This is a genomic window from uncultured Roseobacter sp. (assembly GCF_947501835.1).
Classification (GTDB): Bacteria; Pseudomonadota; Alphaproteobacteria; order Rhodobacterales; family Rhodobacteraceae; genus Roseobacter.
In genome coordinates, this window is sequence record NZ_CANMXR010000006.1 from 103,487 (window position 1) to 126,468 (window position 22,982).

Annotated in this window: 26 protein-coding genes; 15 read left to right on the top strand and 11 right to left on the bottom strand. The window is 57.3% G+C overall.

Annotated elements, in window-relative coordinates:
- Positions 1-11 precede the first annotated feature (11 nt).
- The 10 genes from Q1A20_RS13810 to Q1A20_RS13855 all read left to right on the top strand — a co-directional run bounded on the left by Q1A20_RS13810 (position 12) and on the right by Q1A20_RS13855 (position 10,884).
- Positions 12-443 carry a tripartite tricarboxylate transporter TctB family protein gene (locus tag Q1A20_RS13810; RefSeq protein WP_298969285.1) on the top strand — a complete coding sequence of 144 codons (432 nt, stop codon included), beginning with the start codon at positions 12-14 and terminating at the stop codon, positions 441-443.
- 4 nt (positions 444-447) lie between these two features.
- Positions 448-1,953, top strand: a complete 1,506-nt coding sequence (locus Q1A20_RS13815) for a tripartite tricarboxylate transporter permease (RefSeq protein WP_298969287.1) — start codon at positions 448-450, stop codon at positions 1,951-1,953.
- Entirely contained in the window at positions 1,953-3,149 is a 1,197-nt protein-coding gene (locus Q1A20_RS13820) for a CoA transferase (RefSeq protein WP_299917159.1), read from the top strand. Before Q1A20_RS13815 ends, Q1A20_RS13820 begins: the two co-directional genes overlap by 1 nt.
- A 342-nt stretch (positions 3,150-3,491) precedes the next feature.
- Complete coding sequence (locus Q1A20_RS13825; RefSeq protein WP_299917161.1) at positions 3,492-4,586, top strand: SMP-30/gluconolactonase/LRE family protein; 1,095 nt, start codon at positions 3,492-3,494, stop codon at positions 4,584-4,586.
- Between the two features lie 261 nt (positions 4,587-4,847).
- The gene (locus Q1A20_RS13830) at positions 4,848-5,288 is read left to right on the top strand and encodes a hypothetical protein (protein WP_299401946.1); all 441 of its coding nucleotides are present in this window, start codon (positions 4,848-4,850) and stop codon (positions 5,286-5,288) included.
- A 111-nt stretch (positions 5,289-5,399) separates the two neighbouring features.
- Entirely contained in the window at positions 5,400-6,944 is a 1,545-nt protein-coding gene (locus Q1A20_RS13835) for an alpha/beta hydrolase (RefSeq protein ID WP_299401947.1), read from the top strand.
- A 160-nt stretch (positions 6,945-7,104) separates the two neighbouring features.
- Positions 7,105-7,290, top strand: a complete 186-nt coding sequence (locus Q1A20_RS13840; protein ID WP_299401948.1) for a hypothetical protein — start codon at positions 7,105-7,107, stop codon at positions 7,288-7,290.
- A gap of 417 nt (positions 7,291-7,707) precedes the next feature.
- On the top strand, positions 7,708-8,271 hold the full coding sequence (locus Q1A20_RS13845; RefSeq protein WP_299401949.1) for a hypothetical protein: 564 nt from the start codon (positions 7,708-7,710) through the stop codon (positions 8,269-8,271).
- A 350-nt stretch (positions 8,272-8,621) separates the two neighbouring features.
- Entirely contained in the window at positions 8,622-10,280 is a 1,659-nt protein-coding gene (locus tag Q1A20_RS13850; protein ID WP_299401950.1) for a hypothetical protein, read from the top strand.
- Between the two features lie 241 nt (positions 10,281-10,521).
- Positions 10,522-10,884 (top strand): RidA family protein, encoded by a 363-nt coding sequence (locus tag Q1A20_RS13855; protein WP_299401951.1) that lies wholly within the window; start codon positions 10,522-10,524, stop codon positions 10,882-10,884.
- Positions 10,885-10,999: 115 nt separating this feature from the next.
- Here the strand turns inward: Q1A20_RS13855 and Q1A20_RS13860 are convergent, their stop codons facing one another.
- The 5 genes from Q1A20_RS13860 to Q1A20_RS13880 all read right to left on the bottom strand — a co-directional run bounded on the left by Q1A20_RS13860 (position 11,000) and on the right by Q1A20_RS13880 (position 14,558).
- Complete coding sequence (locus Q1A20_RS13860; RefSeq protein ID WP_299401952.1) at positions 11,000-11,485, bottom strand: hypothetical protein; 486 nt, start codon at positions 11,483-11,485, stop codon at positions 11,000-11,002.
- A gap of 25 nt (positions 11,486-11,510) precedes the next feature.
- Positions 11,511-12,302 carry an endonuclease/exonuclease/phosphatase family protein gene (locus Q1A20_RS13865; protein WP_299401953.1) on the bottom strand — a complete coding sequence of 264 codons (792 nt, stop codon included), beginning with the start codon at positions 12,300-12,302 and terminating at the stop codon, positions 11,511-11,513.
- A 604-nt stretch (positions 12,303-12,906) separates the two neighbouring features.
- Positions 12,907-13,431, bottom strand: a complete 525-nt coding sequence (locus Q1A20_RS13870) for a DinB family protein (protein ID WP_299401954.1) — start codon at positions 13,429-13,431, stop codon at positions 12,907-12,909.
- Positions 13,432-13,592: 161 nt separating this feature from the next.
- Positions 13,593-14,081, bottom strand: a complete 489-nt coding sequence (locus tag Q1A20_RS13875) for a GNAT family N-acetyltransferase (protein WP_299401955.1) — start codon at positions 14,079-14,081, stop codon at positions 13,593-13,595.
- A gap of 177 nt (positions 14,082-14,258) precedes the next feature.
- Positions 14,259-14,558, bottom strand: coding sequence for a hypothetical protein (locus Q1A20_RS13880; protein WP_299401956.1), 300 nt, complete (start codon positions 14,556-14,558; stop codon positions 14,259-14,261).
- Between the two features lie 91 nt (positions 14,559-14,649).
- On the opposite strand from Q1A20_RS13880, the gene Q1A20_RS13885 reads away from it, so the two are divergent.
- On the top strand, positions 14,650-15,549 hold the full coding sequence (locus Q1A20_RS13885) for a LysR family transcriptional regulator (RefSeq protein WP_299401957.1): 900 nt from the start codon (positions 14,650-14,652) through the stop codon (positions 15,547-15,549).
- Between the two features lie 254 nt (positions 15,550-15,803).
- Here the strand turns inward: Q1A20_RS13885 and Q1A20_RS13890 are convergent, their stop codons facing one another.
- Positions 15,804-16,100: an AzlD domain-containing protein gene (locus Q1A20_RS13890; protein WP_299401958.1), complete on the bottom strand. Its 297-nt coding sequence runs from the start codon at positions 16,098-16,100 to the stop codon at positions 15,804-15,806.
- The gene (locus tag Q1A20_RS13895; protein ID WP_299917165.1) at positions 16,097-16,921 is read right to left on the bottom strand and encodes an AzlC family ABC transporter permease; all 825 of its coding nucleotides are present in this window, start codon (positions 16,919-16,921) and stop codon (positions 16,097-16,099) included. The genes Q1A20_RS13890 and Q1A20_RS13895 overlap by 4 nt, the downstream gene beginning before the upstream one ends.
- Between Q1A20_RS13895 and Q1A20_RS13900 the strand changes: the two genes are divergently transcribed.
- Positions 16,880-17,332: an Lrp/AsnC family transcriptional regulator gene (locus Q1A20_RS13900; RefSeq protein WP_299917166.1), complete on the top strand. Its 453-nt coding sequence runs from the start codon at positions 16,880-16,882 to the stop codon at positions 17,330-17,332. The genes Q1A20_RS13895 and Q1A20_RS13900 overlap by 42 nt on opposite strands.
- A gap of 351 nt (positions 17,333-17,683) precedes the next feature.
- On the opposite strand, the gene Q1A20_RS13905 is transcribed toward Q1A20_RS13900, so the two are convergent.
- A complete protein-coding gene (locus Q1A20_RS13905) occupies positions 17,684-18,325 on the bottom strand; it encodes a helix-turn-helix domain-containing protein (RefSeq protein ID WP_299917167.1) in 642 nt (213 codons plus the stop codon).
- A gap of 122 nt (positions 18,326-18,447) precedes the next feature.
- Here Q1A20_RS13905 and Q1A20_RS13910 point away from each other — a divergent pair, with 122 nt between their 5' ends.
- The 3 genes from Q1A20_RS13910 (at position 18,448) to Q1A20_RS13920 (ending at position 20,795) form a co-directional block, all read left to right on the top strand.
- Entirely contained in the window at positions 18,448-19,338 is an 891-nt protein-coding gene (locus tag Q1A20_RS13910) for an SRPBCC family protein (protein WP_299917168.1), read from the top strand.
- Positions 19,339-19,414: 76 nt separating this feature from the next.
- Entirely contained in the window at positions 19,415-19,873 is a 459-nt protein-coding gene (locus Q1A20_RS13915; protein ID WP_299917169.1) for a DUF2267 domain-containing protein, read from the top strand.
- A gap of 433 nt (positions 19,874-20,306) precedes the next feature.
- The gene (locus Q1A20_RS13920; RefSeq protein ID WP_299917170.1) at positions 20,307-20,795 is read left to right on the top strand and encodes a GNAT family N-acetyltransferase; all 489 of its coding nucleotides are present in this window, start codon (positions 20,307-20,309) and stop codon (positions 20,793-20,795) included.
- A gap of 118 nt (positions 20,796-20,913) precedes the next feature.
- Here Q1A20_RS13920 and Q1A20_RS13925 read toward each other — a convergent pair whose 3' ends face one another.
- From Q1A20_RS13925 to Q1A20_RS13935, 3 genes are read right to left on the bottom strand one after another with little or no spacing between them, the layout of a single operon-like run.
- Positions 20,914-21,708 (bottom strand): metal ABC transporter permease, encoded by a 795-nt coding sequence (locus tag Q1A20_RS13925; protein WP_299401965.1) that lies wholly within the window; start codon positions 21,706-21,708, stop codon positions 20,914-20,916.
- On the bottom strand, positions 21,708-22,457 hold the full coding sequence (locus Q1A20_RS13930; RefSeq protein ID WP_299917172.1) for a metal ABC transporter ATP-binding protein: 750 nt from the start codon (positions 22,455-22,457) through the stop codon (positions 21,708-21,710). The genes Q1A20_RS13925 and Q1A20_RS13930 overlap by 1 nt, the downstream gene beginning before the upstream one ends.
- Positions 22,454-22,969 (bottom strand): Fur family transcriptional regulator, encoded by a 516-nt coding sequence (locus Q1A20_RS13935; protein ID WP_299401967.1) that lies wholly within the window; start codon positions 22,967-22,969, stop codon positions 22,454-22,456. The genes Q1A20_RS13930 and Q1A20_RS13935 overlap by 4 nt, the downstream gene beginning before the upstream one ends.
- Between the last annotated feature and the right edge of the window lie 13 nt (positions 22,970-22,982).

A 22,982-nucleotide genomic window follows, 5' to 3' on the forward strand; every position in this document is an offset into this window, starting at 1 on the left:
GGGTGGTCGGTATGGCGCTGATCCTCATCGGGATCGGCGCCATGGCGACATCCATGGGCATACCGCTGGATCAACAGGGCCGATGGGGTGCCCGGTTCTTTCCGCTGGCCGGATCGATCACGCTGGTCGTACTGGGCGCGGCCGAACTGCGCAAAACCGCTTCTGCCAGCCAGATGGACCCGCGACATCTGCCCGCCATAGCTGCGTTGCTCGCGCTGGCGGTCGTTTATGTCTGGTTGATCTCTGCTGTTGGATACCTGATCAGCACCGCTCTCGCAGCGCCCGTGGCGCTCTGGATCTTCGGCCTGCGCACCCCCCTTGGTCTGGGCGCGGCGACACTCCTTTGCCCGGCAGCCTACCACCTTGTGTTCTTCAAACTCCTGGGCGTTTTTCCACCCCTTGGTCGATATTTCGACCTGCTGGACGTTCTAGGGGGGTATTGAACGCATGGATATCTTCCCCGCTCTGATCAGCGTCCTGACCGACCCGGTGCTGCTGGGCTGGGTTTTGCTGGCGGCGGTGGTCGGGATGGTCGTTGGTGCGATCCCCGGTTTGACGGCCTCTGCGGCCATTGCCATGCTGTTGCCGCTGACCTTCTACATGGAGCCGCTGCCCGCGCTCGCGTTTCTCTATGTCATCGGCAAATCGGGTCGCTATGGCGGGTCCATCGCCGCGATCCTGTTCAACACGCCCGGTACGGCGGCCTCCGCCGCAACCCAGATCGACGGCTATCCGCTGGCGCGGCAGGGCAAGGCCAGCAAGGCGATGAAGGTTGCCACGATTTCCTCCATCATCGGTGATTTCACGGGTGAGATTCTGCTGATCGTTGGGGTCGCGTGGATCGCAGCCCTTGCGCTCAAGCTTGGCCCGCCGGAGCTGTTTGCCGTTTATTTCGCGGCCTTCATCGTGATCGGGTCGGTCATTGGCAAGTCGGTGACACGTGGTCTGGCGTCTGCGGCGTTTGGCATTCTGGTGGCCATGATCGGCCTTGATCCGATCAGTTCGACTGAGCGGTTCACCTTTGGCAGTTTCGATCTGACCAACGGCATTGGACTTGTGCCGCTGATGATCGGGATTTTTGTGCTGGGCGAGGTATTTGCCCAGATAGAGGCGCGGGGCAAGCCCTCCTTGATGGGCGACGGCGGTGATGACGCCGCGCGCAACGGGCTGATCTGGGCCGAGTACAAGCCGTGCCTCCCCCACGTGGTGCGATCATCGTTCATCGGCGCTTTCATCGGCATGTTGCCCGGACTGGGATCGGCCATCGCCGCCTTTGTCGCCTACGGTGAAGGCAAGCGCCGAGCCAGCAACCCTGATGCCTGGGGCAGGGGGGCATTGGAGGGCGTCGCGGCCCCAGAGGCGGCTAACAATGCGGTCAGTGGCCCGTCGATGGCCCCGCTTTTGACCCTGGGAATTCCCGGATCGACCATCGGCGCGATTCTGATCGGAGTGTTCCTGATTCACGGCATCCAGATCGGACCAACCCTGTTCCTCACCAGCCGCGATCTGATCTACGCCCTGTTCGCCTGCGGATTGATCGGCATCGTCATGTACGGCGTGATCGGCTATTTCGGAGCCGCCTTTGTGGGCCGGTTCATCATCCGGCTGCCGACGCATGTGCTCTACCCGATTATCTTTCTGACGTCTTTTGTCGTTGCCTACACGTCCCGTGGCAATCTGTTCGATGTCTACGTCATGGTCGCGGCGGGGTTTGCGGGTTGGGCGATGCGCAAGCTCGATTTTAACCCGGCTGCCTTCGTCATCTCCTTCGTTTTGGCAGGTGGCGCAGAGGAGGCGTTCCGTCAGGCGCTGTTGCTCTCTGACAATGGGTTGATGATCTTTGTAACCCGACCTGTCGCATTGCTGTTCCTGCTGATTGGGGCCGCGGCGCTTTTCATGCGGGTCCGGAGCTTGAACCGACAGGCGCGCGACAATGCTTTGGGGTCTGCGTAATGGTGGCCCCGCTCAACGGTATCCGGGTCATTGACTGGACCCATGTTCTGGCGGGACCGGCTTGCGCCTACTACCTTGGCCTTTTGGGGGCAGAGGTGATCAAGGTCGAACGGCCCGGGCGCGGCGATGCGATGCGCCACCGGGGCGGGACGGACAAAGCGCGCGCGGCGGAGGGCATGAGCACGACCTACATGACGCAAGGCGCGGGCAAGCAATCGCTGGCGCTTGATCTGTCGAGGGAAGCAGGGCGAGACGTCTTTCATCGGCTCTTGAAAACCGCTGACGTGCTGGTCGAAAACCATCGCCCGGACACGCTGGCTCGCCTGGGCCTGACCGAAGACGCCACGCGCGCAGTCAATCCCCACCTCATCCATTGCGCGATGACCGGTTACGGACGTGGCAATGACATGGAAGGCGCCCCGGCCTACGACCTGAATATCCAGGCAATCAGCGGGCTGATGGCCTTGACCGGTACCGAAGAGACCGGCCCCCTGCGCACGGGCGCGCCGATCGTCGACTATGCGACCGGCCTCGCTGCGGCGCTTGCAACCACATCCGCCCTTATGCAGCGCGAGAAGACCGGGACAGGGTCGTTCGTCGATGTTTCCATGCTCGAAACCGCTTTCAGTCTCATGAGCTCGACCATCACGGATTACCATTTGACCGGAAACGCCCCCGGACCGCGCGGGAATGCGGCCAACAGTCGGTCGCCATCATCAGGCGTGTTCGCCTGCGCTGAGGGCAAGATCAGCCTGGGCGTGAACGAGGAGGCGCAGTTCCGCGCATTGGCAAGCGCGCTGAAGCGTCCAAACTGGCTGACCGATCCGCGGTTCGCTGACCCCGTGACCCGCGACGTTCATAGAGCCGACCTTGGCCAGGCGATCTCGGATATTCTGTGTACACGCGCTGCGCACGAATGGGAGCGCATCCTGATGGCTGCCGGTGTGCCCTGCGCACGATTGCGGAGCCTGCCGGAAGCGCTCGATCTGCCGCCAGCGACGCAACGCGACTTCGCCCGGCGCGGCGCGGCCGGTTTCTGTGGCCTGCCGTTCTCAATGGCGCATGCGCCTGACCTCGCTGACAGGCTGTCGCCGCAGAGGCTTGGCTCTGGGACGCAAGATTTACTGCATGGGCTTGGTTACGATGAGACCGAGATCGAGACCTTCGCAGAGCAGGGGGTCATTGGACTCACTTAAGCAGCGTAAAGACGGTAGATCGCGGATCAGCAGGAAGGCATTGCCCTCTCTGATTTATCCCAAAGTTGATGGTAGTCCTCATCTTCAATTCAAGCACATGTGGGAGGTCTGTGCACTGTGGCTCGCCCCTCTTCAAAGCAAAGTGGATACCTGGCCTGAGTTTAAAGTATCCGCTGCTTCCCTGCTGCCCCGTGGCAGCCCTGGATGGCAGACACCCATCTTCGGATTAGCGTCATTGTGAACGCTGCCTTTCGTCTTTGGTCAGCCTCATGCGCTTGTCATTGCATGACCAAATCAATAGGGCGATCATCGTCGCCGGATAAGCAGCTTATTAGGGAATGCATGGTGAAACTCTTTTGGCGCAGTCTATTCCTTTTCTCAGCCTTTGGCGTAGCCTACCTTCTGTTCTGGCCGATACCGATCGATCCCGAAGCCTATGAACCCGCCCCTGATCCTGGGTTGTCGGGGGCCTTTGCGCCAAATAATCTGCTGGGCAATGCGCAACGCCTGATCTTGCCCGAGGGTGCCGATGGGCCGGAGGACTTTGCGGTTCTCCCCGATGGTCTCTACACAGCTGATGTCAACGGCGGTCTTTTTCGGCTTGAAGGCGAAAATTTCATAAAAGTCGCGGATCTTGGGGGGCGGCCTCTTGGTTTGGACGAAGGGCCAGATGGCGCGCTCTATATCGCGGACAGTTTCCGTGGATTGATGCGCTGGACCAAGGACGAGGGCCTGACCTCACTGGTCACCGAAATCAATGGCGATCCTGTGGTCTATGCAAACCAATTGGACGTGGCGCAGGACGGAACCATATATTTCTCAAACTCCACAGATCGTTTTGATCCCGAAACGCTGGGCGGCACCAAGCCAACCTCGATCATGACGATTTTTGAACAATCACGCACCGGCTATGTCGCCCGCCGAACACCTGACGGTACCGTGGAAAAGATCGCCTCGGGTTTTGTGTACACCAATGGTGTCGTTCTTTCGCCGGACGAAAGCTATCTCTTGATCGCGGAAAGCGGTCGCGCGGCGATCCACAAGCTCTGGCTGACGGGAAATCGGGAAGGTCAGCTCGAGCCGTTCCTGACTGGCTTGCCGGCATATCCAGACAATCTGGAGCCAGGTGAAGACGGCACATTCTGGGTCGCCTTCGCTTCTCCGCGGGTCCCTGCAGAAGCTCTGATGCCGTACCCGTTCCTTCGTAAGGTGGTCTGGCGCTTGGGGCCCTATGTGCGACCCGCGCCGATCGAGCATGGTATGGTCGCGCAATACGATAGCGACGGAAAGGTTCTCCGCGTCTTGCAGGACGCAAACGGCACATTGGGTATCACCACGGGTGCGCGAGTGATTGGGGATCATCTCTATGTCACGATGCTCGAAGGTCCGTTTGCCGCACGTGTGCTGTTGGACAGCCCCCGCCGAGATCTAGATTAATTAAGGAAAGTCTTGGCTTTCAGGACTTTCAGCTTGCTGCACTTTGCTAATCTCCTTTCTTAGCAGGCGGCTCTCCTTCGGTAGGCCGCACCGCGGCATCAGGACACGTCGCTGGGTGTCTCATGTAGGCTGCCACCTGACAATCGACCAGAGCGGTCAGATGTCAGCCTAGGAACCCTGCTATCCCATTTGACGAACCGCAGCGAAGGACCGCATTATGAGCACATCAATCGTGGCTCCCGGACCTGAACAGGCGTATTCATGAAGCATGCTGGCTGCTGTCACTGTGGAGCAATCCGCATCGAACTCGAAACGTCTCGTGCTCCCCAAGATCACGTCTTGGGGGCTTGTCAGTGCTCATTTTGTCGCAAACACAACACCAGAGCCTTCTCCGACCCATCGGCAGCGGTGGTGATCACGGCGGAAAATCCGCACGCCTTGCAACTCTATGAGTTTGGCCTGAAAACGTCAAAACAGGTTATCTGCAATCGCTGCGGTGTCTACGTTGCCATGATCTTGATCGAAGGCGAAAGGGTTTTCAGCGTTCTGAACATCGATACGCTTGATGACCGCGCATTGTTTAAGCGCGAGAGCCGCTATCCGGAAGCTCCTCTTGGCGGTCGCCACGCGGCGGCGAAAACTCGCCTGAACTCAAACCTCACCGGCGAAACCAGAGTTTTTGGCTATACTAACGTTGCGTAAGGTCTCTTCGGGGACCACCTAGTGTTGATCATCTTTCAAGTTTAATCAGTTTCACGGATAATCCTTTTGTCAACAAAACCAGCAAATTCAGACCCGCCCCTGCAGGTGGTCATGCCAGCAGGTCTTGAAATCTCCTTCTTCGGCGACCTGCGGGTGGCTCGGAACGGGACGGAGGTCCCACTTCCGGCGTCACGCAAGGCCCGTGCCCTATTGGCCTTTCTGGTCGAAACCGGCCGCCCCCATCGACGGGAACGCCTGTGCGAGCTTTTCTGGGATCTGCCGGATGATCCCAAAGCGGCCCTGCGCTGGTCGCTGAGCAAACTGCGCAAGGTGGTGGATGCGCCCGACCGCGTTCGGATCCTTGCGGACCGCGAACGGGTTGCCATCGACGGTGAAGGGCTATCGATTGACATTCTGGAGGTTCGCGCACAACTGCGCGGCGGCGGAGAGAACTTGTCGGTTGTCGAATTAGAAGGTCTGGCCCGGCGTCTTGATGCGGTTCTCCTGGACGGCCTTGATGAAGCAGGAGACGGTGCTTTCCGGTCATGGCTTGCAGCAATGCGGGAGGATGCCAGCGCCGCGCGGAAAAAGGTTCTTCAGCTGCTGGCCATGCGTACTGGCGACACGTCCAAATGGATGCGTCTCTGGCGCGATGCAGCGCCAGAGGATGCAAGGGCCATCGACCAAACTCAGCACAATCCAGGCTTTGGTGAGGAACAGGATGCGCTTGAAGCGCCCGCCGGGCAAACGTCTGACCCGCTTGCGCCATCAGACCGCCGCTTGTCTCGACCGGGAAACGCCGAAGCGCTGCGCGCGCAACGCATCGGGTTTTGCGATGCCGCCGATGGGACCAAGATTGCCTATGCGTCGATTGGATCGGGCCGCCCCATCCTGAAAGCCGCCAATTGGCTCAACCACCTAGAATTCGACTGGACGACACCGATCTGGGGCGAGTGTTTCGCGGAGGTCGCGCGGGATCGGACCCTGATCCGCTACGATGAACGGGGGTGCGGCCTGTCGGATTGGGAGGTCGAAACCCTCAGCTTCGACGCATTCGTGGAAGACCTCGAAGCCGTTGCCGACAAGTTGGAGCTGGAGCGTTTTCCACTGCTTGGCATCTCGCAGGGCGCGGCGGTCGCCATCGAATACGCGGTGCGTCATCCCGAACGGGTGTCAGGGCTTATCCTTGTGGGCAGCTATGCTGCAGGTTGGCGGCACCTTGCCAGCCCCGAGGAGCAAGCGCGTCGCGAAGCGGTACGCAACCTGACCGAGGTGGGGTGGGGCACGGAAAACCCTGCGTATCGGCACATCTTTTCCAAGACGTTCATGCCCGATGCAGAGGTTGACGATCTCGCATGGTTTGATGAATTCCAGCGCCAGACCACCTCGCCGCAGAATGCCGCGCGCTTTCAGGACGCCTTCGGCGAGATTGACGTGCGCCACAGGCTGGATCAGGTCAAGGCGCCCACGATCGTGCTGCATTCCAAGGGGGATCAGCGCATTCCTCTGGCGCAGGGGCGTGCGGTCGCGTCGGGTATCCCGGATGCGCGCTTTGTGCCGTTGGAGAGCCGCAATCATGTTCTGGTCGATTATGAACCTGCGTGGCGCACCGGCATGGATGCGATCCGGGACTTCATGCGGACGCATGGCTTGTGATCATTCATATCGTTTGCGGCACGCTTCAACAGCGGCGCAAACAAAGAGGTCCTATCAAAACCACAGCGACCGTGCTGACCTCAGCCGCATCAGGCTGAGGGTTCTCGCTAACCAAGACGAGGCGATTGATCGTAAGGTGCCCTTTGTCGGCGTCTTTTGTGTGAGCGCAGCCGGGCAGGCCACCTTTCTGCTCGGCACCGGCGTCTGGCATCTTGATTTCGTCCTGACCGAACGCGGCGCCGATGGCTGGATGCCCCATTTGATCGGCAGGCGCGGTACAGCGGTGGGGCACGACGTGATCACAGACGCTGGTGGCGAGGATTTTCCTGAACTGACGGCCACCTGATTAGTTCAGGCCAGAACTGCCTGTGAGCATCTGAAAGGGCGCCCACCTGATCCAGCTATCCCGACGTCCAAGGTGCAAATTACAACGCTGCCGGGCGCGAATACAACGACACTACAACGGTAACGACAACGCTTTGGCCAAGGCGCTTCGCCTATAAGAGCCCGGGGATAGATTCGCCCCACCGGTACCCTCTCCCTCAACACGGGTGCCGGGCCGAACAGGATTTAGGGTGACCCGTTTGTCACCCGTAATAGTAGTTAACGAGTACGCAAAGTTATTTTTGACCAAAAGGCCCGGTGCCGGATTTTTTGAAAGGCACCGGGCATTACTTTCCCCTTCCGCCAACCAGCTTTGCCCCGGCTCTTGCTTTCGCGAGGGCCGGGTTCCCGCGCAGTCACTCTTTTAGGAGCATCACAGATGAAAACAATTCTCTCTCTTAGCGCCGCGGCATTTTTCGCCGCCTCCACGGCGCAGGCTGCCCTTGTCGCCAATATCTCGGGCACCCCAAGCAGCGGACAAACCACATGGACCTTCAGCGGGGTGGCCATTGCAGTCGGATCGGGGTTTTTTGAAGACGGAAACGATTTGGCCAATAACGACACATGGCGGAACTTTGGCGAGTACACTTCAATCAACGATTTCGAGAACTTTAATGTCTTGGGTGATGCCGGATTGACGATCGACGGAATGACCCGTTTGATTGACTTGGCCTATATCGACGATGGCGCCGACGGCGCTCCTGACGACCGGGGCGTTGGGGTCGAAGGCGACACGGACTTTGAGTTTTTCGCGGGATCCGAGATCAACTGGACGGATAGCCTGACAGTCATTGGCTTCGACATCAAAGATCTGAACAACAGCGGTCGGCCGATCGCGTTCCTGACCTCAAACTATGGTTCCAATGGCGACGGAACGCGCGACCTGGAACTGACCATCGCAGCAGCCGACATCGCGCCCGTTCCAATGCCCGCAACCACCTGAGCCAGACCGACGCAGTCATCAGTGTCGCACCGGGCGGAGAGGTTGTCACAACGCAGGCTGAAGAGTTGGGCGACGTGGTGATCGACGATGGCGCGGGCCTGCGGATCATCCTCAAAGGGGTCGACATCGCCGATCTGAGCGCCGGCAACTTCATCTTCTGAGAGCACGGCCTGCGGTGTCTTCCGCCGTCCGCAGGATAAGGCAAAAACCCACGCCAAAACCAAAAGGACCACTGCTTCGGACAACGGTCGTGACAACGGCCGCCCCTTAAACAGCGCGCAGAACGGTCAACCCACCGGCAGACCCCCGTGACCGCGCCATACTCCTGCAACGCAAAAAGGAAATTTCAAATGACCACCCCCCAAGTTCTCGTCGCCCCTATCCTGACCAATACGACCGCTATCGTGGCCAAGTCGAAAGTCGTTGAATTGTCGAACGGCAACATCCTTGTGACCTACATCTCCGAGCGGGGCGGTGACCCTGACAAGGACGGGTTCTTTATCCACGGCCAGCAGTTCGATGCCCTTGGCAACAAGATCGGCGGCGAAATGCTGTTCGAGTTTCCAAAGGAAACGGATACCGAAAACTTCGACATCGTCGCGCTGCCCGAGGGTCGCGTTGCGATCCTGGCGGATCAGGACAGCCGCCGTGGAGCTAATCCCAACAATGACGACCCTTTCCTCGGTGTTTTTCAGGTCAATGGGTCCGGAACGGCCACCTTCCTGCCAGGAGAAAGTGAGGATGCCTCGGGAACCGGAACCAGAAATTTTGATTTTGCGCTGACAGAGCGGGGGGACGACGGGTGGATGGCGCACAGTCTCGCAAGCGATTTTGGCGCTGATAGAATTTTTCAGGACTCCGATATTCAGGGCGTTGAACTTGTTGAAAGGACGGGCTTTCGCGGCACCCGCAACGGCGAGCTTGAATCGACCACATTGGAAAATGGCACCCAGGTTCTGCTGCTTGATCGGGATGCCCGGGACAATAGAGACGGCGATCTCGAATTCAGGATCATCGGGCTCAGTAGCAATGTGGTGAAGAGCGGCCTTGTCGGCGGTAACGCTGACGACCGGAACAATGAAGGGACGGTGCAGGCGTTGAAAGGCGGCGGGTTTGTCATCGCCTGGACCGAGCGGGATGCGGACACGGACGTCGTTTTCAAGATGTTCGACGCAAGCGGCAACCCCCTCAGCGCGTCCGTCACATTCGTGGGCAGTAAGAGTGGAACCACGGACAACAACAACGAGCCCGCGATTGCGGCGCTGCAGGACGGCGGTTTCATCATCTTCTTCGACGACGACACCTCCGGGGGCGGAATCAAGGGGCAGCGATACGATGACCAGGGGGGTGCGGTCGGTGAGATTTTCACTGTGTTCCCTTCCACCTTCCCCGAAGAGATCGACGCGACGCTCCTGTCGAACGGCAATGTCGCGGTCTCCTTCACCATCTTCAATACCATCCATACCACCATCGTAAGTGTGGATGGCGACCTGCCCGATGGCGCGATCGTCGGCACCGGTGGCAATGACACGCTAACCGGCACGCGCGATGATGACGTGATCTTTGGACTTGATGGCGATGATACGATGAGCGGTGAGAACGGTGATGATACGCTCGACGGTGGCGCGGGTGACGATCGCGTGATCGGCAATCGCGGGAATGATATCCTGCGCGGCGGGGCGGGCAACGACAGGCTGCAGGGCTTTGGGCAACGTGACACGCTCGACGGCGGTACCGGAAATGACAGCCTCAGCGGCGGGACATCCGCCGACACCTTCATCTTTCGTGATGGGGATGGCCGTGATGAGATCACCGACTTCAACCCATTTGATACAAACGAAAAGATCGATCTGTCGGATGTTACCGCGATCACAAGCTTTGCCGACCTGCAGGCCAATCACCTCGTGCAGGGCGATCAGGGTGCGGAGATCGACGACGGTAGAGACCTGACGATTATTCTGACAGGTGTGGACATCGCCGACCTTGACGAGAACAGTTTCATCTTCTGAAGGGCAATGTCTCCGCGATCTCCACAAAGGTGGCGGGGTGTAGGTGGCGCGCCCATGTCCCGTTTCCACTATGATGTACCCTTCAACTTGAATCGAGCGGAGGAGCTAGAAACCAATCGGTAAATCGTCAGCACGTTCGACGCGCAAGACTTTTCCATCAGCGTTTCATTCTTGATCATCAGATAAGGTTGATCGAAGGTCTGAGAGTAACAGTGATCTCAAATGGGCAAGCCAAACGCACATGGTACCGAGTAACATCCAGCGAATTCACGGCCCGGCCAAAGGTCGCAGCACAGTTTCGATCTTTTCCGGTCTTGTATTCGCAGTTGCTTATGACCCGGATATGGCAGCCGACATTGTCGATCAGACCAAAAATACTCTCGCTTTCCTAGACAAGCACCTTGTCGACGCCGGCAGCGACAAGAGTGCCATCCTGCAGGCGACGGTTTATCTTTGCGATATGTCGATGAAACCCAAGATGGACACTGTCTGGGAGGAGTGGATTGGTCCGCCAGAGAACTGGCCTCAGAGAGCGTGTGTAGGCGCGGATCTCGGCGAGGGGAGTTTGATCGAAGTCGTTGTGACGGCCGTGCAAATCACATGACGGCCGTACCAAAGTATGAAACGTCGTGTCGTTTCATCCGCGACGTGGGCTTTGATCAAGTAGTATCGGGAAGCTTCGACGGCGGAGAGGGTTTGATTTTCGAAAGGCCAAATAGCTAGGTGCGCGGTGACCCCGCCAGTTCTCCGAGGTAGGCCGTCAGAGTTTCTTGGTTGCCGCCCTCCGCACCAAGCATGATTGTCTGCCACGCCCAAGTCTCATACTTGACGATATTGAGCTCCCAGATGCAGCCCACGACCTCCTGAACGCCATCCTTGAAGGTCGTTGGATCGTCATAGCCTGCTCGCATTTGGCCCATTTGCGCCAGAACGCTGCCCCATTGCCAGTAGAATACAGGTGAGACGACGGCGACCTCTGCGAAGTGGATGATCTGGAAGCCGATGCCATGGTTTCCGGCAGAGTTCTCAAGAGGCCCGGCATCAGGAAGTCGGCGCATTGCCTCCTCGGTCGCTGCTGAAACAACGCCCTCGGCAAAGGCTCTGCCGTCAGCAACAATTGCATAACGCTTTAGACGCCAACCGCGATCCTGCGCCAAGCTCAACGGTCGGACGGTGCGGGGTGCGAAAGGTTTCAGATGGTCCATTGATACCTCTCTTTTGAGGGCTGCATCATAGCTCAAGGATCAGCGGGCAGTGGTCCGAAACCTCTGGATCATGGATGACGTCGAACGTCTTCACGGCCTCCACGTCGCTCACGAGCAGATAGTCGGCAAACCTGCCTGGCTTTTTATATTGCGTATTCCGGGTGCTTTCGAAACCGCGCGATGTGACCATTTCGATCAGACCGGCGCCTTTGAGTATATTCAACGTTTCGCTGTCCGGTTCCACGTTAAAGTCGCCACAGATGATGCGGAGATCGCCCTGTTCCGATACGGCATCCGAAAGCGCGATCAGCCGACGCGCCTGCGCTGTGCGTTCTGGTGTGTCCATCTTACCGTTCAAGTCCCGAAGACCATGCATATGTGTGATGCTGACGGCACGATTAGACCTATAGTCGAAGACCCGAACTCCATGTGCGCTGCGGGATCTGGGGTGATTGCCATAGCCAACCGGCGAAAAATCTTTGTGCACGAAACCCTGCACCTGACCAATCACCGGCAAGGACTGATGAACGAATGTGGCAAGGCCCCATTGCGAAGGAACTTCCGTTTCCTCGTCCCACAAGACGCCTTGGGCGGCTGGGCAAAAGGTCGGGACATGATCAGGTAGGGCGCGGCAGACATCGCGAAAGAAGTTGGCTCTCTGAGGAAGAATATGGTCGCCATCCCGGTAAGTCAGCCAGTCTAAATTCGTGGCTGGACTATGAACGACTTCCTGCAGGCAGAGGATATCGGGCGCCATCCGGGAAACGTAGGGCAGAAGCTCCTGATAGAGCTTGCCGCCCCAGCCATTCAGGCACATGACTCTCATTGGTTCGCCTCCTGCAATACCGATACTCCCGCAGCAATGATGGGCGCGGTCTCCGCCCTTGCCAATAGATGAGGCCCGATCTTGTGCAAATTTGGACTGCCAATTCTGGGTACTTCATTCGTTGTAATCCACTCGTGTCTGGGAGAAATGCCAACTCCCTTATATTCGTACATCTAGGTGGTACGAGTTACGGGCCTTCAGCAGGGTTCTTGCTTCTTTTAGCTCACGTTTGATGTGGTCGCGTACTACCAGCATGCGGTCAATCGGGTTTTGACTTCGATTTACCCATAGCACTTTGAACCGATACGCCTTGGCAGCAATGGTGTCCCAACCCTTTGATAAGGCAAAAGGACTTCAGTCCCGTCAGATTGCAAAAAGCTTTCGAAAAGATAACATGCACGGGTATCTGGCTTGAAGACACCCGTGCCTTTAACATTCACGATTGCATCCAAAGCTGTTGTGGACTTTCGCTCGCCCTTGCCGAGAAGTCAGCAACTGCGCTCGGGTGGGGACTAATGGCCCCATTTGCCAATGGTGACTGGAATGATGCATCGCGTTTGAAGGACTGCTTTGTGCTTTAGTTGTCAGGTTAAGCTCAGCTAGGGCTTTCGCCTTCAATGATCTTCAGCATTTGCAGGTCTGTTGCCTCGGGGTGCACCCCCGCTGCTGTCAGCATGGCATGCACTTGCCCCCGGTGGTGCGTTTGATGATTGATCATATGGGCCAAGTTGAAGCCAAAATTGGTGACGACGTCCTCGTCGCCTCTCATCCATGACACATCGCTTGTCAGTTCTGCATCGGTCAGTGCGTTTGCCCAAACTACGATTTCATCATCCAATGCGGCACGATCAGCAACAAAGACTGACCAATCGTTTGGGTCGTCGGTGTATGGATGGTGAACACCTATCCTTGCTTCATTGTCTCTGTCGCGACGAAGCCTCGCCAACCAGATGCGGTCGTCCCAAAGGATATGGTTCAAGGTCTGTGCAATCGATCCAAAGAATGCCCCGCGATTTTTCCACCTTTCTTCATCAGAAAGGCTGTCGGCGGCGGTCACCAAAGAACGGTTTTGCCAACGATTGTAGCGCGCCATGGTGCGAGCGAACTCAAGGGTGATCATTGCGAGGCCTCCGATAGTCCCAAGACAGAATATGGGACAAACCGAAACCCGTCATTCGTGTTTTGCGTAGCGTCGGTTGAGAACGGCGCGCTCTCGACCCACGCCGCGCGGTAGTCTGACGGTTGGCTCGCCAGATGGAGCTGTCGTTGCATCGGTTCAGCCTAACGCCTCGCAGCCATGGGCAAGATCAAACCCCATCTGGTCTGCTGGGTCGGTCCCAGCGGTTCGAAGCCCAATTTCTTGTAGACCGCTATCGCGCGTTCATTTTCTGGATGCGGATCGGTCGCGATGACGGGCGCGCCGTTATCGAAAAGTGTTTGCATTCTCATGCCGATAAACGCTGATCCATGCCCAACGCCGACCATTTCGGGATCTCCGATGTATTGATCGATTCCCCGCGACCCTTTGGGCAGACTGGCGAAATGGTGCTCTTTCCATCCATGCACTGTATAGTCCTGCATAAACGCAAAGGGCCGTTCTGCGATTGAAACGATCCAGCGAGTCACCCGCGGATCGGCCAAACTCGCTTCGTCATACGGCTCATCTGAGTCCCACCATTCGCGAACATGTGGGTTCGACTGCCATGCTGCGAGCAAAGCGAGATCATTCAGGGCCGCTTTGCGAAAACTGTACTGATTTGTCGCGAACATTTGACGAGTCTAGCACATCATGCTCGGGCAGGGATGGGCCCTCCTACGTCGTTCACTGCGTTCGCAGGGAATGACGGCTTTGGGGTGGGCGAGTTTCTGTTGCCGTTAGAGGGGCCGGCCGCTGAGCGGGACGCAGCCGACTTTGTTCCCATTGCTATGATTGACCGTTTCGGAACTTCAGAGATATTTCGTCGTAGCCCAATGACCTTGCCACACCGGCTCCGAGACACGCGTGACGGTTTTGTCCTGTACTCTATGCTGAGAAGAGCGAGATCGCAGATGCCACCAGGCTGCCGCGCGCTGCCAGAGGGTTCGACTATCAGGGTATTGAAGGATGATGACGCTGCCCTCTTGCCTTTCGCCCCGCGCCCTTTCCTTCAGGTCGAGGTTTCTGAAGACAATTGCTTCGATCTCCTCATTGGCCATCCCGGGAACCGGCATGTCTGACAGGTGGGGTTCAATCTTTTGATGCTTCATGGCTTGTCTCCCGACATCTGCCGACAGATTGACATACTGATATTTAAATTGAAAACTCAGAATCTTAATAGGCTGTATTGGAAATACTCATATGCTCACACATCGGCAGGTCAGATACTTCTTGGCTGTTGTCGATGCAGGGCAGGTTTCGGCGGCGGCGCGCGCTTTAAATGTCTCACAGTCAGCGGTGTCCCTTTCGATAAAGGATATGGAATGTATGCTTGGAACGGATTTGTTCGAGCGCTTGCCAACCGGCTTAAGGTTGACCAAAGCCGGGCAGCAATTCCGGCACCATGCACACGACATCGCTGCGTCCTTCGAAGCAGCCGTCAAGAGCGTAGAGACCGGAAGCGATCAGGCCACGGGTAAAGTCCGCCTCGGGATGAGTTGGACGCTGTCCAGCTACTTTGCCTTTCCGGTTATCGAACATTTTGCGCGCCAGCACCCCCAGATCGAGGTTCAGCTTGTCGAAGAAACCCGCGAGACACTTGAGCAGGCGCTGGTTAAAGGTCAGCTCGATCTGGCGTTGGTTCTGACATCGAACCTGACTGGCGGGTTTGGTCTGAAGAGCAAAACCCTGCACCGGTCGCACCGCAGGCTCTGGACAAGTCTCGACCATCCGCTGACCGGACAGAAAAACGTATCTCTCGCGGACGTGGCGCAATATCCCTACGCGGTGCTGCGATCCGACGATGCCGAGAAACAGGGGTTGGCATATTGGACAGATCAAACAGGCCAGCCGGAGATCAAGCTGACCTCGACCTCCATCGAAGCCGTACGCAGCCTTGTGGCCTCGGGTCAGGCCGTGACGATCCTGAGCGATGTTGTTTATCGCCCCTGGACACTCGACGGTCGGCGGGTCGAAAAAATTGATCTGGTTGAGGCGATTCCGACCATGGACGTAGGCATCGCCTGGTCTTCGCAAGCCGTACTCGATCCTGCCGCGAAACTGCTGCGCGAAACGTTTGATCGATCAATACCAAGGAGTTAACATTTTCGATGTGTTGGCCAATGCTTCACTGATGCGCGCGCACGGGCAGAAGCGAACCGATCGCAGTTCCCGACACATTCTATCAGACGCAGCGAAGTCACGATTTACGTTTTCTAGATGATCAGGTGTCTTGCATTCTTCATCGGCACTACAGTCGCGCCGCGTGAACCGAACTTTATGTCTTTCAGCTGCTTTTTTTTATCGAAATGCTACGCGCTTCGCCGGTGATCCCAAAACGAGTTTGAGACACCTTACTAACCCAATATTAGTGACAACCCTACAAATGCAGCCACGCCAAGGCACATTGTCGCAATGACGTGGTTTGTTGCGATGGCCACGCCAAGAGCAACTGCTGCTGCCATCCACATGTGCAAGGGTTCTCCCGCCAGGGATGCAGCAATTAGACTGACGATGATCAAACCGGGCAGGTCATCCAGCATCCATACATGTCGGGAAGCCTTTATCCTGTTCCCCGCAAGAAGTCCTGTGACCCTGATGGCAAAAGCGGCTACGGCCAGAACGAGAATGAGAAGCCAATGAGAACTGGTCATTGCAGAACACCCTTGGCCTGCCGGATCAGGTGTGCAGCAAGCAGCCCACACAAGGTACCGGCAACAATGGCATAGGCCTTGGGAAGCCCACAAGCTATCGCGGTGACTGCCGCGCCAAACGCGACCACCCACGGCAATGCATTTGCTTGCCCCGGCCACAATCCTCTCGCCATGGCGATGAAGGCTGCGGTGAAAGCAAATCCTAGACCAAACCTTTCCAGATCGGGTAGGAGCATCCCGACCAAGGCACCGGAGGCTGTGGAAACTGTCCAGACACTGATCATGACCAGACCTGATCCGATCAGGAACGACGCTCCGATATCTTTTGACTTCACCCGTTCTGACATCGTGAGCGCCCAATTCTCATCACCGGTGATATGGATCGCGATCAGCTTTGCCCGAAGGGGCAGAGAGGCTAGAACATCCGACAAGGATGCAACGATCCCAATATAACGCAGGTTGAGGGCAGCGCCGGCAAGCGCAGCTCCAAACACCGCTGATGCATCGGCATATTGTTCGACGGCGACGATCTGCGACGAACCGGCGTGAACCGCCGCGCTCATCAAACCAATGCTCCACCAGGAGAAGCCTACCTGGGCTGCCAGCAAGCCAAATGCGAAGCCATAGATCGCGGCCCCGGCGGCAAGCGGAATGATTGCGATCGCCCCGTGTTTCATGAAGCCGAAGATAGACAGCTCTGGCAATATGAAATAGTGACAATATGATGTATTTATGATCGGGTTGGATCGAAAAATAAGCAAATGTGATACGTACACATCATGGATGCGATTGACAAGAATTTGCTCAGAGCCGTACAGCAAAATGTGAAGCTCTCGATTCAAGAACTATCGGAAAAATCCGGGATTTCTACCGCATCCGTGCAGCGACGCTTGAAAGCGCTACGCGACACCGAAGTGATTCAGCAGGAAGTTGCGGTTCTTGATCCCAAGAAGGTTGGTCTGGGTGTGACCGCAATTGTTGCTGTGGAATTGGAACGAGATAGGCTTGACCATATTGACGCATTCAAACGGAAGGCCCGCCACGATCAGCAGGTTACGCATTTCTACTGCATCGCCGGGGATGCAGATTTTCTGATGATAGTGATGGCCAAGGATATTGAAGACTACGAGGCCTTTACCCACCGTTTCTTCTTTGCCGACAAGAATGTACGCAAATTCAGGACTTCTATTGTGGTCTCAACGGAGAAAGCCACGCTTGAGATCCCCATCTGACGACGCATTACAGACAGCCGCTGTACCGCAAAAATTCATGCAGGGCGATGTTTGCACCATTGAGGCAATGATGAAATCGCAATTCTCCAGCAATTCCGCTTGCAAAACTAAGCTAACGATATCTCGCTGCGGACCGCCTGGGAAATCCCCTGGCGTTCCAAGCGATGTTCTAACGGTCCTTCAGCGGTCGGCGTCTCCCTCGAAAACTATATCAGTCGGAGCTCTCAAACCAGCGACGTGTTGCCTCATCAGCTGGTAACAGCGTCTCGATCCGAAGATCATCAAGCATGGCATCCATGCTCATCCCTATGGTCGCGATCAGCGAGAACAGGCGCAAACGCGCCCCACCGATCAGGAACTCGATAGAGAGCACCGGGGCCGGATGCTCACTCGGGCGGTGCGCAATTGCGTCGGCCACCCGGGAAGTGACTTGAGTTGCTCTACCAAGGCTTTGCCTTCGCTGTCATGCGGGCGGCGTGCGACCTCGAGGTCTAGGAGCCGGAACAATGACCTTGTGACGCCCTCCCAGTTCACAATGTTGTCACGCAGCCTCCCGGGTGACATGACATCCAGGAGGACATTCGGCTGACCGGTTCCCCCCGCGACCGCAAAGAACTTCAGCGCACTCTTGTTGGCCTTTTGCAGAGTCCAAATGCGGTCGATGGAGATCGCCGGATAGGGGTCATGCCCTTTGAGCACGTGGTCAATCGAGATGTCCACGGCCATCCGTACCTCGGCATTCCAGCTTGCATCAGCACCCTGTGGCGCAAAGCCCGCGGATACCAACATGACGTCGTGCTCAGCAGCAGGCATCTCAAGGGCTTCGCATATCTGCCGCACCGCGTAGCGGCTGGGCTTTGACCGGCCCGTCTCAAGAAAGCTGATATGGCGTTGCGACAGGCCAGCCTCCATGGCCAAATCCAGTTGGCTGATGTGTCGCCTGCTGCGCCAGGATTTCAGCAGAGCGCCGAACCCGTCCTGGGGTCTGTTCATTGTGAAGGTCATTCCCCGTTATCGCATCTCGCAGCCCGTCATTCTATTACATCCGGCGTAATTGAGATGAATCCGGACGCGTGAGATGGATGCCGCGAACACACATGTGAGGAGCAACCATTATGACCGCAACATCAACCGCGCGACTTTTTCTAAAGCTCAACAGCCAATACTCCGCGCTATGCGGGGTCGTTTTGGTTTTTGCCGCGGGGGTGCTCGCGCCGCATTTATTCGCTAATCCCGTCGACTGGGCACCTTTGGGACTGCGTAGCTTGGGTGTCGGTTTGCTTGGTTTCGCGGCGGTGCTGTATCTGCTGGCCAAGAACAAGTTCATCACGAAGGGCGCGGTCATTGAAATCGCTGTGCTCGACGGCCTTTGGGTCTTGGGCAGCGTCGTTCTGGTCGCATTCTTCGCAAACATCTTCACGACCACGGGGATCGCGGTTGTCACCCTTGTCGCGATGGTTGTAGCCTTTTTCGCTGTGATGCAGCACGCCGCAAGTTCAAAAATAGAAAAGCCCATTCCCGTGGTCGATATACGCCTACAGGATGGAAACCTCGTTGCGACGGTCAAACGCACCGTGAATGCGCCGACCAAGGCCGTTTGGGACGTGATGACGGATCACCCTGCTTATGCCGAGGTCGCCGATAACATCTCAAAAGTCGAAGTCCTGTCAGGCGAGGGTTTGGGCATGAAGCGCCGGTGCTACGGGCCAAAAGGCGAGAGCTGGGAGGAGACATGCGACCTTTTTGAGCCCGGACAATCCTATGGCTTCGTCATTCATACAGAGGCAGAGGATTACCCCTATCCCTTCGCAGAATTGTCCGGTCGATGGCGCGTTGAGCCACGTCAATCGGGATCTGAATTCGACATTAGAATTACCGCCAAACCGAAGGGAAATGCCTTGGTAAGATGGTTGTTTGTCGTGATGGCGAAACAACAGTTCAAAACCATTCTGATCGACCTTGCGGATGCCTGGGCAGCGCGCATGGAAAACGAGCGCCGGAGCTAATATAAAAGTGCATGTGGGCGCACTCGTGCGCGCCGCCACCCAGAACCCGCGTCACACAAAATGATGAGATCGCTGCATGCCGATGCCCTGGACATATCACCATGCGACAAAGGAATTCAGGTCCTTCCTATCGGATGCCAAGGAGCAGATGAGCCTTGTGTCCGACAACAGTACCTACACCGCCGTCGACGCTGTGTTTCAGGTCTTCCGACGGCGCTTGACGCCCAAGCAGGTGATCGCCTTTGCCGACATCCTGCCATCCGTCCTGCGCGCCATCTTTGTCTACCGTTGGGATCCGGAAGCGCGCCAGGTTTCCTTTGCCAGCGTGGAAGAACACACGCGCGAGGCGCAGGCCATTCGCAAAGATCATAATCTCACCCCAGACAACGCCATCGAAGCCACCGCCTGGGCTCTGCGCAGGCATGTGAATCAACGTGACCTGGATCGTGTTCTGGCTCAGTTACCGCAGGGTGCTATTCGCTTTTGGGAGGTTGACGTCTCAGACCCCAGAGAATTGGAGCAACGCATTGTCTGAAGCCATCGCTAGCGTTTCAAACACGCGCAGAAACAAGGGGGCACTTGCATGATTGGCACCACCACCGTGGGATCCAATGATCTTTTCATCGCGATAAAATTCTATGATGCGCTATTGGGATCCACTAACATTCGCCCTCTCTGGCGGTGCGGATCGATGGCTGCTAGGGGCCAATCTCGGGATGAAGTGGCACTCTGTGTGGCACAACCTTTAACGGCGAGTTGGCGATCGCAGGAAACGGGGCGATGGTCGTATTGAAGAGGCTCTCAACAGAGGGCGTGAGTGTTTTGCACGCCAAATGCCTGGAACCCAGTGGGATGGATGCAAGACCACCGGGAGCCCGGGCAGATCAGAGGTTCTATGGCGCTTATTTTCATGATCTGAATGCGAATAAGCTCAACGCTTGCGTGCTTGTGACATGACGGAAACCACCATGAAGGCAAAACGTATGAAGCCACACATCGTCTTTGCGCGGTTGAACAGAATATCGCCTCGCGAGATTGCCGCGCATATGTCTGACCCATGCGTCGCCGAACACATGCCTCTTCTCACATCGGCATGGGATGAGACAGCAGCCAATGAATTTATAACCATGAAGGAACAGCATTGGCGCCGCGACGGGCTGGGGCATTGGGCGATATTGGTGGATGACGCGTATGCGGGCTGGGGAGGGTTTCAGAAAGAAGGCGACGAATGGGACTTTGGCCTGGTGTTGAAGCCCAGCTTCTTCGGTCTCGGTATGCGCATTACCGCTAAGGCGATCACTTTCGCGCAAGAAGATGAACGTATCCCCTTCGTAACTTTCCTGCTGCCTCCGTCCCGAACAAATTTGAGCGCCTTGAAGCGGCTTGGGGCCGAGTATGTCGGTCGGGCGACGCATGCAGGTGCTGATTTTCTGAAGTACCGGCTTGAGACCGAATGAATGGTTTTCCGCAAGATCAATAGTTGAGCGAAGAGGAAGCTGTCGAGGAGCAAGCCCGTACCGGCGACGCGTGACGCAACCGCAGTCAGATGAAGATCGGCTGGGCTATGCCTCTGCTCTACCGCGCGGGTTTGAAACTCTTGATCATGCTGGATGCGAGGAAAATCAATGCCGCGACGCAGACGATGGATGGCCCCGCTGGAGTGTCAAACACATAGGCCGCGCGTAGACCAGTAACAGCAGCCAGCGTGCCGATGACACCCGCAGCGATGGCCATGCCCTCAGGGGTCCTTGACAGGGGGCGGGCAGCGGCTGCGGGAATGATCAGCATGGCGGCGATCAGCAGAACCCCAACGACTTTAATCGCCACCGCGACGGTGATGGCCAGTGCCAGGGTCAATACGAGTTGTTCGCGTTTGGGATCGATCCCGCTTGCATGGGCCAGATCTTCGTTCAGTGTTGAGGTCAACAGCGCCGACCAGCGCCAGCCGACCAAAGCAACGACAAGGGCAGCGCCGCCCCATATGACCGCGAGGTCCCCGCGCGAGACCGCCAGGATATCGCCGAAGAGATAGGCCATCAGGTCGATCCGCACGCCGGAGATGAAGGACACTGCGACAAGCCCGAAGGCGAGTGCCGAATGTGCGAGCACCCCCAGCAATGTGTCCATTGCGTACCCCCGACCGGATAAGACACTGACCGTTAGCGCCATCAGCAAGGCGACAGCCATCGTCCCGATGAAGATCGACATCGAAAACGCTAGCGACAGCGCAACGCCCAGAATTGCGGCATGGGCAGTAGCATCGCCAAAGTAGGCCATGCGCCGCCAGACCACGAAACATCCCAAAGGCGCGGCCGCTATTGCCACGCCAATCCCGGCCAGAGCGGCACGCACCATAAAGTCATCAAGCATTACTCAGCGGCCTCAGTGTGGTCGTGGGTGTGACCGCCATGATCATGCCCATGGTCGTGTTCATGCCTGTAGAGAGCCAATGCGCCGCCGGTGCCGGTCCCGAACAGGGCGCGATACTCCGGGGCGGATGCGACAACCGCCGGTGTGCCTTCACAGCAAACGTGGCCGTTGAGGCAAATCACCCGGTCAGAAGCGCTCATCACCACGTGTAGCTCATGGCTGATCATGAGGACGGCGCAGCCTGTATCCTGCCGCACGCTCTCGATCTGTTGGTAAAAGGAGGCCGAGCCGCGCTGATCCAACCCCTGCGTCGCTTCATCCAGCAGCAACAGATCAGGCTTTCCAATCAATGCACGTGCCAGCAATACCCGCTGAAACTGTCCGCCAGATAGCTGCGACAGCTGCGCACCGGACAGATCCGGCACCCCTGCCTGTGTCAGCGCCTGTTGGATGTCTGCGGCTGCGACGCCCCCTGGCAACTTCAAGAACCTCGAAACGGTAATTGGCAGCGTTTCATCAATATGCAGCTTTTGCGGGACGTAGCCGACTTTCACCTCACTGCCGCGCGTGACCTGGCCCCGGAACGGCTTCACCGCACCGATAATCGCGCGCAACAGGCTGGTTTTGCCTGATCCGTTCGGGCCGACAATTGTGACGATTTCACCGGGTTCGACACAGAGCGATACATGGGACAAGACGGTCCGCGTGCCATAACGGACGCTGAGGTCTTCCGCCCGAACAAGGCTCATGCGTCGGCCTTATCGACACAGGCAGGGCAAACGCCCTCGGCCTCAACAACCGTGCGCTCTATACGAAAGCCGGTGGCGCGGGCGGCATCGCCCAACGCCCCGCGTGCTGGGGATGATTGCGTTTCTGCGACGGCATCGCATAACCGGCAAATCATAAACGCAGGCGCATGAGAGTGACTTGGATGGGCACAGGCGATAAATGCATTCAGCCGCTCAATCTTGTGGGCCAGCCCGTTCACGACAAGAAAGTCAAGCGCGCGATAAGCCACGGGCGGCTGTGATCCAAATCCTTCCTCCCGTAGTCGATCCAGAATCGCATAGGCCCCAAGTGCGCGGTGCTCCTGCAACAAAATCTCCAACACCTTGCGACGCACAGGCGTAAAGCGGAGCCCCTCAGCGGCACATCGGGCCTCAGCCGCGGCAAGCGTGTCACTCACACATGCCGCGTGATCATGATGCGCAAACCCAAGCGGGCCGTCGTCAGTATCGCCGTTTTTGGAGTCACTTGTCATGTTATCACATTTT

What these genes read in the sequence shown, in the direction of transcription:
- Q1A20_RS13825 (WP_299917161.1), top strand. Translation starts at nt 3,492, where the DNA reads ATGGTGAAACTCTTTTGGCGCAGTCTATTCCTTTTCTCAGCCTTTGGC.
- Q1A20_RS13860 (WP_299401952.1), bottom strand. Translation starts at nt 11,485, where the DNA reads ATGGACCATCTGAAACCTTTCGCACCCCGCACCGTCCGACCGTTGAGC.
- Q1A20_RS13925 (WP_299401965.1), bottom strand. Translation starts at nt 21,708, where the DNA reads ATGCTTGATGACTTTATGGTGCGTGCCGCTCTGGCCGGGATTGGCGTG.
- Q1A20_RS13930 (WP_299917172.1), bottom strand. Translation starts at nt 22,457, where the DNA reads ATGAGCCTTGTTCGGGCGGAAGACCTCAGCGTCCGTTATGGCACGCGG.
- Q1A20_RS13880 (WP_299401956.1), bottom strand. Translation starts at nt 14,558, where the DNA reads ATGAAGCATCAAAAGATTGAACCCCACCTGTCAGACATGCCGGTTCCC.
- Q1A20_RS13815 (WP_298969287.1), top strand. Translation starts at nt 448, where the DNA reads ATGGATATCTTCCCCGCTCTGATCAGCGTCCTGACCGACCCGGTGCTG.
- Q1A20_RS13835 (WP_299401947.1), top strand. Translation starts at nt 5,400, where the DNA reads ATGCCAGCAGGTCTTGAAATCTCCTTCTTCGGCGACCTGCGGGTGGCT.
- Q1A20_RS13865 (WP_299401953.1), bottom strand. Translation starts at nt 12,302, where the DNA reads ATGTGCCTGAATGGCTGGGGCGGCAAGCTCTATCAGGAGCTTCTGCCC.
- Q1A20_RS13915 (WP_299917169.1), top strand. Translation starts at nt 19,415, where the DNA reads ATGCCGATGCCCTGGACATATCACCATGCGACAAAGGAATTCAGGTCC.
- Q1A20_RS13810 (WP_298969285.1), top strand. Translation starts at nt 12, where the DNA reads ATGGCGCTGATCCTCATCGGGATCGGCGCCATGGCGACATCCATGGGC.
- Q1A20_RS13875 (WP_299401955.1), bottom strand. Translation starts at nt 14,081, where the DNA reads ATGTTCGCGACAAATCAGTACAGTTTTCGCAAAGCGGCCCTGAATGAT.
- Q1A20_RS13855 (WP_299401951.1), top strand. Translation starts at nt 10,522, where the DNA reads ATGGTACCGAGTAACATCCAGCGAATTCACGGCCCGGCCAAAGGTCGC.
- Q1A20_RS13890 (WP_299401958.1), bottom strand. Translation starts at nt 16,100, where the DNA reads ATGACCAGTTCTCATTGGCTTCTCATTCTCGTTCTGGCCGTAGCCGCT.
- Q1A20_RS13910 (WP_299917168.1), top strand. Translation starts at nt 18,448, where the DNA reads ATGACCGCAACATCAACCGCGCGACTTTTTCTAAAGCTCAACAGCCAA.
- Q1A20_RS13830 (WP_299401946.1), top strand. Translation starts at nt 4,848, where the DNA reads ATGAAGCATGCTGGCTGCTGTCACTGTGGAGCAATCCGCATCGAACTC.
- Q1A20_RS13935 (WP_299401967.1), bottom strand. Translation starts at nt 22,969, where the DNA reads ATGACAAGTGACTCCAAAAACGGCGATACTGACGACGGCCCGCTTGGG.
- Q1A20_RS13820 (WP_299917159.1), top strand. Translation starts at nt 1,953, where the DNA reads ATGGTGGCCCCGCTCAACGGTATCCGGGTCATTGACTGGACCCATGTT.
- Q1A20_RS13845 (WP_299401949.1), top strand. Translation starts at nt 7,708, where the DNA reads ATGAAAACAATTCTCTCTCTTAGCGCCGCGGCATTTTTCGCCGCCTCC.
- Q1A20_RS13870 (WP_299401954.1), bottom strand. Translation starts at nt 13,431, where the DNA reads ATGATCACCCTTGAGTTCGCTCGCACCATGGCGCGCTACAATCGTTGG.
- Q1A20_RS13900 (WP_299917166.1), top strand. Translation starts at nt 16,880, where the DNA reads ATGGATGCGATTGACAAGAATTTGCTCAGAGCCGTACAGCAAAATGTG.
- Q1A20_RS13885 (WP_299401957.1), top strand. Translation starts at nt 14,650, where the DNA reads ATGCTCACACATCGGCAGGTCAGATACTTCTTGGCTGTTGTCGATGCA.
- Q1A20_RS13850 (WP_299401950.1), top strand. Translation starts at nt 8,622, where the DNA reads ATGACCACCCCCCAAGTTCTCGTCGCCCCTATCCTGACCAATACGACC.
- Q1A20_RS13920 (WP_299917170.1), top strand. Translation starts at nt 20,307, where the DNA reads ATGAAGGCAAAACGTATGAAGCCACACATCGTCTTTGCGCGGTTGAAC.
- Q1A20_RS13905 (WP_299917167.1), bottom strand. Translation starts at nt 18,325, where the DNA reads ATGAACAGACCCCAGGACGGGTTCGGCGCTCTGCTGAAATCCTGGCGC.